Raw genomic sequence first — 13,345 nt, forward strand, 5'->3', positions numbered from 1 at the left:
CCTGGAGGCAGAGATCGAAAGCTGGGAAGGCCTGCCGTATCCGGACGTGTTCAGCAAGGGAGTCGTGTTCGATGTCGAGGTTCTCGGCTCGCCGCGCGTCCCGGAGGAGGTACCGAGGCACCCGTCGAGCTGGGACGAAGCCACAGATCTCGGCGAACTGCCGCGATCGGTGAGACGCCTCCGCAGTGGCGGGGAGGCCGGAGTCGTGGCTCGGCTGGGCGACTACGCGGGCGCGCTGCTGATCGACCGTCCGGACGGTACCCAGTGGGTCCTGAAGCTCTGGCCCGACGACACCTCCGAGCAAGAAGTCTTCCGTGCGCAGGCCATGGCAGATCAGGAAGGCATCTACGGCGCCGCCGCCACCGGGTACGGGCCGACGCCGTACGGGCTCGTCCGGGCAACGGCCAACGGGCGTGCGTACGCCGGTGTGGCGATGGCGTTGGTGCCTGGCGGCTCCCTCGAGGCGAAAGCCGCCGCCGTCACCTTCGACACGGCGCGGCAGCTCGACCAGTATCTTCAACGGTTGCTGGACGCGGGCTACTACCTTCCCTCGGACCTGCAGAACCTCATCGACGAGGAGGGGAACTTCCAGCCGGTCGACTTCGGGTTCGTCGCCAAACTCCCAGCAGCCCCGGCCGAGCGCGCCGCCGCGATCGCCGGTCATGGAATGGCGTCCTCCATCGCTCGCAGAGTGCGACACGAATTGCTGGCCGCGGCCGTCGAGAACGCCCAGCGTGAGTCCGGCCGCGCACGGGTGCTGACCGCGCCGGTTCGCGGCACCGGGATGGCGGTCGATGTGGTGGAGAGGGCTGTTGGTGAGGTGCGGGGGCGGATGCGGTTGCCTCGCGGGATCGGGGTGACGTTCGTCGTTGGGGTGGACAACGATGCGCTGGTGCGGGAGTACGGGATCGAGCCCGCGATAGGCCGGCGGCCGGGGTACTTCCGGATGGAGGGTGGGCGCGGGGTCGTCTACCTTTCGGCGGCCGATCACGGGTCGGTGGAGGATGTTTCCAGGACGGTTTGGCATGAGGTGGTCGGTCACTACGGCTGGCGGTTGTTCAGCCCGGAGACGCGCCGTGCGGTGCTCGCCGAGGTCGAGGAGCTTCGTGTTCTCGACCCGGAGCTGTCGGCGCGGATCAAGGAGACCTATGCCGACGAGCCGGCGGATGTGCAGACCGAGGAGTTCTTCGCCGCGATCATCGAGAACGGCGTACCGAGCCGCCTCAAGCAGGCGTGGAACAGGTTCCTGATCACCCATCTGGGCGAAGCCTTCGTCAAGATCGGTGCCCTCAGCAACGAGCAGCTCGACGACATCCGCCGTACTCGCGACCTCGAACCCCTGTACAAGCTTGCCCGCCCGCTCCTCCAGGCGATCCGCCAAAACCGCTCGGTGTACGACGCCTCACCCGTAACCCGCTCCCGCCAGAACGCAAACCCCCTGGGCGACGACATGCCGCCCCTCGACGAATCACGCCTACGCGCAGCCGGCATCACCCGGATCGACGCAATCTCCCCGGCGTCGAGCGACGATGTACGGCGCTATGTCGTCACCATGGGCAACCGTGGCTCCTTTGTGCTCAACGCCTTGCGAGACAGGTTCTTCCCGCCCGGCACCGCGGAGCTGAACGACGCGTTCGGCGCCTTCCGCGACATCGAGATCAAGTTCGCCGACGCGAGCGGCACCAGCATCACCGACCATCTCGTGCGGGTCGCGGAACAGTTTGCCAACAATGGTGAGGCCGTGACCGCGACCTCGCGTCAGGCCGCCGACGTACTGCGATCGCCTTGGCCGTCGAGCACCCTGGTCGAACGCATGCGGCGACTCGGTGGAGACCTCTACCTGGTCCTGCTGCGCAACGGCCTCGTCGTCGAGACCATCGTGACCGCCGGGCAGGTGGCGCAGACGGAGTACTCCACCGACCTGGGTCGCGGTCGCATCGTGCTGCCGGCGGAGGCGTCCGCGACCGACATCGCCGACCTGCTCCAGAACGCCGTCGAACACCTTGCACACCAGGCATCGGACGCCGTACTGCGAACTGGTCAGCCGGACCTGGAGTCGTTCATCCGCACCGGCGAGCCGGCCCTCCGGCTCCGTCGCGCAGTGGTTGCCGAAAACAACGGATTCCAGCTGCGTTACCGGGGCGGGCAGCTCGATGTCACCGTCGAGACCGCCGAGCTGCCGCCCGGCCGGTCGTACCAGATCATCATGTCCGAGACGCTCGACACCGCGACCGTCCGGCTCTCACCGGAGCTGGATGCCGAGCAACAGTCCCGCGCCCTCGACGCGGCGTACACCGCGCTCAAGACCGTAGAGCTCGGCGTCTACGACCCCGACGTACTCCGGGCTCGGGCGATCGAGCAGGCGCTGCAAGCCGCGGCCGGGATTACGCAGGTACGGGTGACCGGCGCGACGATCCAGGTCTACTTCGACGCCGACGACGCCGAGCTCGGGCCGGGTCTGTTTGTGTCGATTGCCGAGGGCGTCTCCGATCAGATGCTGGCCGAGCTGGCCGGCGAACTCGCGGCCGAAAGCCGGCGCCGGTGGCCGGACTACGACGAGCGTCTTGCGCGGCATCGGGAGGAGAAGGAGCTCCGCCGCACGGTGGCCGCCTTGCGGTTCGTGACAAGGGACGGGGCGTTCCCACCCGATCTGTTCGAGCGGATCACTCCCGCCGACTGGAAGCGGCTGGGCATCGACTTCGGTTTCGACGTACCGATCGATGTCCAGCGCCTGGGTCTGTGGCACTGGCGCCGGCTGAACGAATGGTTCACGGTCGACTTGCTCGGACTGCGGCCTTCCGCAGACGCGCACGAAGAGGACTCGGTGCTTTCGGAGATCGCGGGCAACCGTGCCAACTCGATGTCCTGGGGGCTCGGTCTGCAGCGGCTGATCGGTCCGAACGCGAGTGCGAGTCTTGTACTGGCGACGATGGGCCGCGCATGGGACGGGTTGATGACGCCGGAGGTCCAGGCGGCGATCCTGAGCGCGTTGACGGCACCACCTGCCCGTCGTACCAGCCTGGAGCCGGTGGGCCTGGACGGCCTGCTGGCCGAGTTGACGTCCGGCCTGGTACGTCGAGCACTGGTCTGCGCGCAGCTCGCCGACGGGAGCTGGCGCGTATTTGTGGCGGAGCACGGGCGCGCCGTCGACGCCGGACTTGTTGATGCTCGTGCGGTGTTCCGGCTGGATCTCGGCGAGCGGCCCGAGCAGGAGAGCCTCCCGCTGGATCGCGATCGTGGGCGGTACGAGTGGACGCCGGCCGACATCGAGGACGCTCGCATCGAGCTGACTCCACTCGCCGGGGAAGAGCAGCCGGAGGACCTGGCCTGGCCCTCGCAGATCGACGGCGTACAGCGCATCGCCGCGCTCGACGGCGGTCTTCGGCTGATCACGTTCGACGACGGCTCCACCCTCGGGGTGCACGTCACCGTCGGCTCGACCGCCGGCGGGGCGCCGTTCGTGATCCGTCACACCGGAAAGACCACCGAGATCACGGTTTCGCCAGCAGCGGCCGACCAGGTCCGCGATCGACTCAAGTCCGCGCTGAGTCTCATCGGGACAGCTATCTCTGACCGCTCTGCGGCCGTGCAGGAACCTGAAGCGCCGACGCCTACGCCTGCGCCGCGCAGCGCCACTCCTTTGGAGCAGTTGCTGCAACGGGCAGCCGCGGTGGCGGAGGCGCGGCTGGACACGGACACCGGAACGTTGCGAGTCACGATCAGCCAGGACGATCGACGGGCGAGCCTGTACATCGCGATGCCCGATGTGCTGACCTCCAGCGAATCGCGCGACCAGGCGCTGGCGGCGCTGGCCGGCGAGCTCGCGGCCGAGAGCCGGCGGCGGATGGGTCTCCCCGTACCTGAGGTGGAACTCGCGCGCAAGGTGGCGACGCTCCGGTTCGCTCAGCTGAGACGGAACTCTTCGTACCCGCTCGACCTGTTCGACCGGATCAGTCCCGCTGAGTGGGCCCTGGTCGGCATCAACTTCGGCAGGGATGTCGCTATCGACGTCCGGCGACTGGGCCCGTGGCACTGGCGGCGGTTGAACCGCTGGTTCGGCGCTCCTTTACCTGACGACCGTTCTGCCTCGTTGGTCGGCAGCCTGATGCTCGACGCGATCGCATCGGCTCCCGGTGAGCAGCTGAGCTGGAGCCGCGGGCTCGAGGCGCTGATGTTCCGGGACGCCGCCTCGGATTGGGCGGTCGACGGCGAGCAATGGGACGGACTCACGGAGCCGCGGGTGCGTGCCGCGATTCTCGGAGCTTTGGCGAATCCGGGTGCCAAGCTCAAGCCTGTCAGCGGCGAGGGACTGCTGACAGAGTTGGCGGCCGGCTCGGTGCATCGTGCGCTCGTCTGCGTTCAGTACCCCGACGGTCATTTGCGAGTGTTGGTCGCCGAGCAAGGGGACGCCGTCACCGCCGAACTGAGCGATGCCCGCAGAATCCTCAGGCTCGACCTCGGCAGGCGATCGGATCAGGAATACCTCCCCGGCGCCCGGGCCGCTGAACCGACCGAGCAGGTCCCCCCGGAGGGCGTGACGCTTCCCGAGCGACTTGATGGCGTCCGGCGCATCGTTCCCGTCGAGGACGGCACCCACCTGATCACGTTCGACAGCGGCTTCACCGTCCAGGTAAAGGTCACTGCCGGGCCCACGCCTGGCGGTGTGCCGTTCGTGCTCCGGCGGCTCAACGCCCTCGAGATGGCGGAGATCGTCGTCGCGGACCCGGTGGCCGATCAGGTTCAGCCCGCGCTGGCCACGATCGCGGCGGAACTCTCGCGCGACCCCAAAGACATCGCGGTTGCTCAGGAACTGGCCCGGTGGGCGCACTCGGAGACCGTCCAAGGCACCCCGATCGCGCAAGCCCTCCGTGAGCTCGGGGCCACCGGCATTACGCGTGACGGGGAGCTGGTCCGGTTCGAGGTCGGTGACCGCGGAACGCAGGAGGTGATGGTCGGCGTCGGCCGGATCACGTACACGGACGTGTCCGACGACCGGCTGTACCAGATCAACTATCCCGCGGACGGCGGTACGCCGGTCCTCACGTTGTCGTACGAACTCGCCTGGGAGCCGGGGGCGAAGTGCGAGGCCGAGCTGGGTCGCGCACTCGGCGAGCTGATCAACGCTCCCACCGAGGCAGCGGACGTCGCACAGTTCGTCGAGTATGTCCGGCAGTGGTGGTGGACCCGCAACCGTGCGCTGACCGAGGACGAGGTCGCGGCGATCAGTGCGCAGCTTCTCGCCGGGCAACGCGGCGCGTCCGGTGAACTTGGTCCGGAGCAGCTGGCCGCCCTGGTCGGACAGGCCGAGGACATGCTGGCAGGGGCACAAGAGCAGATGAGCGCTCTCCGAGACGACATCGCTGTCGCCGAGACCCGGCTTGCCCGAGAGATCGCTGCGGACCCGGCCGCGAGTCCGAAGGGCGCGGGTCTGGAGTCGACCCTCGACGCGGCGTACATCCAGGCTCGACTGATCGCCTGGCTGAAGCGCCGCCTGACGGCGCTGCGGATCACCGGACTGAACCGCGGACCGGAGCGGCCGCTGTCGGCGCCGGAGTGGCAGCAGCAGATCGTCGAGGAGCTCGTTCCCCGCGACCAGGCCGGCGAACCGCTGCGGTTCACCAACGCCGATGTCTGGGGGCCGGCGACCAATGCGGCGCTGCCCAAACGCGAACGCAACTGCGCTGAAACGGCGCGTGCCCACCTGAAGAGCAGGAACGGCGATCCGACCGCGGCGGCGATGCCCGCGGGAACCGACGGTGAGTCGTTCGGAGCAGCCGAGCTGGAGAACGAATTCGGCGGACGGTTCCAGCAGCTTGTCGAGGCGGGTGGCGATGCTGTCACCGGCGCCGAGCTCGATACGGGCCTGGAGCAACTGGAGCAGGCACTGCGGGACGCCGGGCACGGTGCAACCGCCGTCCTGGTCTTCCGACCGGCATCCGAACGGGTCGGTCATGTCATTGTTGCCGAGTACAACGATGCTGAGGACACGCCTGTCCACAATCGCGGTGTCTCCTACTTCGACTGGGAGCAGGACGGCCGGCTCCGTGACGTCGGCGACGACGGCCGGCCGCGGCTCGCCCGGCCCGATCTCGCCGGACGCGTCCGCGCGATCAGTGCCTTCGTCGTCGACGGTGCCGGGGACGCCGTACCCATCCGTGACGCCGCCGGGAACGTCTTTGGTCGCGGCCTCGGCAACACGTTCCCGCCCACGTCGGCGTACGCGCTCGAACCGACCGCCTACCTGTCCTGGCTCCAGGACCTCGCGTCCAACCTCAGCCGCCCCGACGTCGACGACGTACCCCTGGCCGGTCACCCCCAGCCAGGCCCGGACAACCCGTCCACCGGGACGCCCGACGCCGGCTCGTTGGCCCCCGGTAGCCCGGCCACGCAGGCGCCGGACGCCTTCGACGCGAGCCTCGCAGAGGCAGCGGCCAGTTCCGGCAGTTCGCTGCAACCACTGGTCGAGGTGCAGAACGAATCGGCGGCTGAGCCGGCCGGCCGGACGGTGGAGGGAGCTCGCGCTGAGCGGGAGTTGGTGGCGGCTGAGCGGCGGCTGGATGTGGCGATGGCTGCTTGGAATGCGGCTCGTGAGCTGGGTTCTGAGCCCGGTGCGGAGATCGAGGAAGCGCTCGATCGTGCCGCGGACGACGTCGTACGGCGGCGTGCCGAGGCAGGGCGGCGTCGGGCCGGCGACAGCGTGGTCGACGCGGTCCACCGGGTCGAGTCCGTTGTTGCGAACGCCGCGGCCGTGGTGTCCGCGGAGCAGCAGGTGTCGGCGGCGCAGGGTCGGATCGACGCGGCCCGCCTGGTCACGCCGCCGATGCGGTGGCGGCTGGGTCGTGCGTTGGGCGCTCTCCGGGATGCGCACACGACGGAGCGGCGGGCGTTCCTGGTGTTGACCCGGCACGACGGAACCACTTATCGGGTATCCGTGCGGAACGATGCTGGTCGGCTCCGCTACCAGGACTCCGATCAGCATGACGTTGCTCGCAGCACCATCTTGCGTGAGGCCGCTGCCGGTGTCGTCAAGGTCGAGGCGCTGGTGCTGGACGCTGAGGGTACGGCGCTGCCGCCTACCGATTCACTCCTGGCGAACACCTCTGACCCGGGCCTGGAGTTGGTGGATGGGGTGGGGTCGCCGGAGGGGTTGGGGGAGCTGGGGGTTGAGCAGCAGGTTGCTGCGTTGGGGCGGATTGCGCAGGGGATGCCGATGCGGGCGCCTGCCGACGGGAGTTTGGTGCGGTTCTGGGCGGGGGCGCCGGGGTTGCCGGATGTGATTGCGGGGGTGGTGCGGGTTGTGCCGGTCGGGCCTGGGTGGTTGCGGGTTACTACTCGGGGCGGTCTGACGTTCACGGTCGGCGTACGGCGTGGTGTCGTGGCGCACGGTGATGTCGCGGTGCAGCGGGTCGGGGACCGTGCGCGGTTCGGGTTTGTGATTACTGTTGCTGAGGGCATCGATCGGGAGCTGGCCGACCTGACGTTCGGGTCGCGGGTCGACCGGGAGCTGGATACCGACTGGGTCGAGGCCGCGGCCGCCGGGCACATCGCGGCTGTCGCGGCGCAGCTGGAAGTGCTCGAGCAGGTCCGGGTGAGCCTTGACACGGCAGCCTCGGAGGTCGTCCTGCCGGCGGAAGCCACGCCCCTCGTCGACTGGATGGCGGTGCGCGAGGCGCTCGACGACGTCCGTGCGGCCCTGGATGACCCGTACCAGCCCGCAAAGCTGGCACTGGCCGCCGAGCGCGTCCAAGCGGCCCATGCCCTCAGCTCAACGACAACACCCTTGGGGGAGTTGGTGGTTGTTGTCGAGCGGGCCGCTGAGGTGCTGGGTGGGACGGCGGCGTTGCGGCGGGGGTACGACGTACCGGATCGGCTGGCACCGGTCGACGTACTGGCGGCGACGAAACTGCTGGTTCGGGAGCGGCGGCTGAACGCGGGACCTGCGGATGACCTCTCGCGGTACGACGGTTGGCGCCTGAACCGGCGGCGCCGGGCCAGATTGCGGGAGGCCGTGTCCGCGGCCGGACTCGACATTGGTGCGGTCAACCATTTCAGCCGCTTCCAGCTGCTCGAACGGTCGGGCTACGGCAAGGTCGTCGAGCTGGCCTTCGAGCACGGCACCCGGCCCGGGCTGGTCGCCACCCTTCCGGTGACCGTCGACGACGGATGGCTCGCCGCGACGTTGCAGCGCCCGAGTTTCCAGCAAGCCGTACAAGCCACCATCGAGGCGACGAACACCCCCGGCGTGGTCACGATCTCTCCGGCCGGCTACCCACCCTTCACCCTCGCCGTCCGCCTCGACGGCGCCGATGGACCCGCGTGGCAACCGGTCGCGGACGTCGTACTCCCGTTCGAGGCCGACCGCGAAGCGGGTCCGAGCGTCCACGAACTGGCAGGCCGGGTCGCCAAGGCGATCGCCGGATACCGGCTGGCGGTCGACGAGGTCCAGCACGGTACGGCGGACTCGTGGCAGCAGGCCCGCGCCGCGCAGCTGGAGCGGCACCAGTCGCCGGACCTGCTCAACTGGCAGGCGCTCGGTGGCCAGGCCGGCACCGAGCTCAGCCTCGACGACCTGGCCGCGATCAGCTGGCTGCGCAGCTTCAGCCTGCAGTACCAAGATCCGACCTGGCGGGAGGCCCGTGTACTGCGGGAGTTCCTTTACCAGAAGGGTTTGCTGACGAGCAGCCCGGACTACGAGCGCAAGGTCGGCGCGCTCCGGCAGGTGGACGCGGACCTGGCAACGTACGTCCGACGGCACAACGGCACCCGCGTGATCACCCGTACCGGCAGGCTGCTGGAGACCCGCCCGCTCGGCGAGGCCGGTGTCGAGCCGAGCCGCGCGTCGATTCCCGTCTTCGACAGCAGCGACCTGGTCGGCCTGGCGTCGTGGCTCAACGAGTTCGAGCAAGGCCCGCACGGGCACGGGCTCTCGTTCGCGCCGACCGGCGACGGCGTACTCGACATCACCCTTCCGGAAGGCGCCGTCGTCTCAGTTGTGGTCGAACCAGGCGCCGGTCTCCCGGCGAGGCATGGCCAGGTGGTGCACGGCACCGACGCCGCGACGTATCACCTCCGGACCCCGCCCGGCATCGACCGCCTGCGCGGCGAGCGGATGACGATCGAGGGGCTGTACGCCGTGGTCGCGCGGCACGTCGACGGCGCGAACGGGATCGCGGCAGTACTCGCGCGCTACGAGCACCAACTCGGCAATGCGGTCGGATGGCGCGCCCGAAGGACGCTGCGCAAGGACCTGACCGAGCACTTGACGGCGCTGCAGCTCGACGGCGACGCCCTACAACAGCTGGGTGATCTCGTACCGCAGTCGGTGCGACAGCTGACGCGTCGAGGAAGGGGCCGGTCGGCGCAGGAGGTCGCCGAGGAGCTCGAAGACCGCATCGAGCAGGGCGAACCGGAACCGTCGCGCGTTCCCTCACGTGGCGTGTACCTGGGCGGCATGGCGCTGGACAAGCTGCTCATCGGAGTCGGCAACGCCGCGCTCGGTCTGCTGGTGTTCCACAACTCGTCCTGGCTCGGGGCAACCTTTGCCATCGGCTACGGTCTCGCCGAGGGCTGCGGTCAGGGGTACCTGATGTACCGCGGGCAGGTCGCCGGCGAGAAGCTCGAGCAGGGGGGCCGCCGTACCGACGAGGCCTTGCGAGCCGGACGCGACGCGGCCCAGGCAGCCGCGTTGCGCGATGACGTCCGGGACGTGATCAGGCCCCTGCTGGCGAACATACTGACCGTGCCGGCCGCCGAACCGGCACGACCCTCGACCGGAGCACACCGTTGGTCGGTCCCCGACAGTGAGCCCTGGGTGCTGCAGAGATCGCTGCGGTACCACCTGTGGTCCAACCTGCCGTACGGCGTGATGTCGACGGTCGAGCCGGTCGCCCTGGTCGGCGCCGGGGCCGGCCAATGGGCGCTGGCCACCGTGTTCGGGATCAGCGCCGGGCTGGGGTACATCGGGGCATCGTTCGGCGAGCGACGCCGTACCCGCCACGACGTGTCGAACCGGCTGCGTCAAGGCCAGTTCGACGAGGTCCGGCGGATCGACGCCGGGCGGCACGAAGCGGCGGAACGAGCCCAGCGGTTGCAGCTCGGCGTCGCCGCCGTGGTCATCGACGCCGGGTACTCGGTGCCCTCAGCAACAACCGACCTGACCGGGCGGCGGGTCAGCGACGCACGGCTCGGCCGGCCGGTGTTCGACCGGCGCCCGAACCGCGGCCTGGACCTCGGCCAGGTGCTCGACGTCCGGTACCCCACGATCCTGGCGCCGGGAGCTGTCGGGACCGGGATCGGCCTGTTTGTCAGCCCGGTGGTCGCGGCGGTGCAGGCCGGCAACAGCATCGTCAACACCTGGGTCAACGCCCTGGTGGAGAGCGGGTACGGCGACCTCGACACGCACTACACCGACCTCACGTCCAGCCAGCTCGCGCACGAGTCGCTGGTCCGGAGCCGCCAGGGTGACGATCGGATGCTCGCCGGCGTCAACGACCTGGTGCGGTCGGAGATCGCCGGTCCGGCGGGCCGCCGGTCGAGTGTTCCTGGTGAGGTGGTCGCCGATCTCGTCGTACCGGAGCCGAAGGCCCCGATCATGCCGCCGGTGCTGCGGAAGATCGTCCCGCTGACCGCGTTGCTGCCCGGCATCGGCGAGTTCGCCGCGGTGAGCACGATGGGCTCGGCGGTGGCCGGCTACACCCACGCTGACGCCAAGGCGAGGCAGGAGGTCACGACCGGCTCGGTGAACGCCGTCCTGACCAGCATCACCGGTACGGCGGGGCACTACCCGCTGAACTGGTTCCGGGCCGGCAAGCAGGCGACGCAGGGGCACCGGCGGATGGTCGAAGGGACCATCGCGGCCGGAAAGGTCAAGCAGCGTGCGCTGCGATCCGTCCTCGGCGATCGGTTCGGAAACGCCGCGGCGCTGGGCCGGATGTCCACGACCGAAGGGCTGACGGCGGACAACGCGGTTGCGGTGGCGCGGTCCGTGGCGAGCCTGCTGGGCGACGACGAGGGCCGGACGTGGTTGCGGCAGGTGACCAAGCTCGACGAGCTCGTGCCGCTCGCTGACAACCGCTACCGGGTCGCGCGCGCCGGGCAGTCGCGGGTGGTCGTCTTCGCTGTTGGTGACGTCGAGGACCACGCGCTCGCGGGGTTCGACCTGACCAAGGACGTCGATTCGGCTCTGGTGACGGTGTCGCGGCTGCTTCCCAGCGCGGACGCCGTACTGGAAGCGGTGGCGCACGACCTGCGCGAGATCGGTGAGCTGCTGGTAGGGACGCCTGCCGGCGGGCCGGATGTGTACGTGCGTGGCCGGGCGGATGCGGATGCGGTACCGACCGCGCATGACCGCGCCCGGGAGACCCAGCTGGTGGTGCTCGGCCGCGTGGCCGATGAGGTCGCGGATCCAAGGGCCGGCGTACGGGCTGATCTCGCGCTGCTGGATGCGGTCACCCACCTCGGTCTGCTCCCCGGTACGGACGGCGCCGACCACCGCCTTGCACACGTGAGCCCCGAGGCAGCTGCCCAGATCACCCGCGTAGCAGCCCGCCTCACTGATCCCCACACGCCAGCATCCGCGAACCCGCTGCGGATCGTGCACGTTTCATGGGAGTCCGCGCTGCAGCGCGTCGGTGCGCAGGTTGGTGGGCTGGGGTCTGTGGTCAAGGCACTGCTGCCACCCCAAGTCGGGCTCGGGCATCAGGTATTGAACGTGACACGGCAGCTGTTCGGCTTCGGCGCGGCCGGACTGACCGAGCTGATCAGCCGCGGTGGCGGTCTGCAGGTGTTGCTGATTCCGCCACCGGAAGGTTTCGCTACCGAGGACCACCTGAAGGCCGACGAGGTCGGCTGGTCCGACGCGATGAGCGACCGGACGCGCGCCGCTGTCCAGGAGTACCTGGCCGCCTACCCCGACCAGGTTCCCGATGTGATGCACGCCCACGACGCGTGGATGACCCGGCCGGCGTTCGACCTCGCCGATGCCCTCGGCATCCCGGTGGTGCTGACCGTGCATGCCACCGAGATCGGCCGCCGTGGCGGCCGGCTGGACACCGAGACGAGGCGCCGGATCCACGCCCTGGAGTGGCGGACGGTACGCCGTGCCGACCACGTGATCGTCAACTCGCCCAAGATGAAGGAGGAGGCCGTCCGGGCGTTCCACCTGTCGCCCGACCGGGTCACGATCCTTCCGAACGGCACCGACCCGAGCCGGTGGAAGATCGATCCCGCCACGGTGGATCGCGCCGCGGCCCGGTCCCGGCTGAAGGTGGGTCCCGACGACACGGTCATCTACTACCAGGGCCGGCTCGCGGTGGAGAAGGGCGTTCAGGACCTGATCGCCGCGCTGCCCGCCGTACAGCAGCACCGGCCGGGTGCGAAGGTCCGCATCGTCGGTGACGACACCGGGGACTTCGCCGCCGAGCTGAAGCAGCAGGTGGCGACGCTGGTGAGTGAAGGGCAGCTGGCCGATGGAGACGTGGAGTTCCTCGGCCGCATCGGCCACGACGAGGGGCTGCCGGCGCTGGTGGCGAGTGCCGATGTCGGCGTGATCCCGAGCCGCTACGAGCCGTTCGGTGTGGTCGCCAACGAACTGGCCACCGCAGGCTTGCCGCTGGTGGCGTCGGAGCAGATCGGATTCGTTGACGAAAGCAACGGTGTGAACTATCCGGCCGGCGATGTGACGGAACTCGTCGCCGCGATCATCGCCGTACTCGACGATGCCGCGGGTGCGCGGCAGCGGGCCGAGGCCGCCCAGGTGAAGGCGCTGTCTCCGATGTACCGCTGGGACGTCATCGCCCGGCAGACCGTCGACGTGTACCGCGGCATCCCCGCCCACCAGATTCGGACCCCCGAGGAGATCGGCCGGCCGGTCTATCCACAGACCGTTGCAGGCGGGAACGATGATGCGGCGGTCCGGACCGACGCGGCGGGCAGGTTGTTCGACGCGCTGCGGGCGGATCGGGCGGTCCGTGACGCGGCGGCGGACGATGCGCGCGACGCCTTGGTGCTGGCGATGATCGACGCGCTCGCGCACCGCGCCGGCCTGCTGGACTCAGACACGGTGCAGCCCATCGCGGCGGCCGTCGTACAGGCAGCGCTATCGGTCGGCGTGGATGAGCTCTCGGCGGACGATCTGTGGGAGCTGATCAGGGGCCCAGCTGCCGTCGCAGGCGGGGCGATTCGCGTTCGGGCCCGGCTGGCGGTCGCAGAGGCCCTCGCGCAGGTCGCGGCCGAGGAGACCGAGGAGAACCCCTGGGGTCGGGCATTGGCCGCGATCGTGTCCGCTTACGTGATGCATTCAGGTGACACGCGCCCGCGGGTGGCCATCGGCAGGAGCGAGGTGCGC

1 protein-coding gene is annotated in these 13,345 nt (G+C 69.7%); it reads left to right on the forward strand.

The window, feature by feature from the left end; genetic code table 11:
- The coding region (locus tag VFF46_RS24490) for a glycosyltransferase (RefSeq protein WP_325039546.1) at window positions 1-13,345 on the forward strand (13,345 nt) is incomplete at both ends.

Source organism: Kribbella sp. (assembly GCF_035655035.1).
Classification (GTDB): Bacteria; Actinomycetota; Actinomycetes; order Propionibacteriales; family Kribbellaceae; genus Kribbella.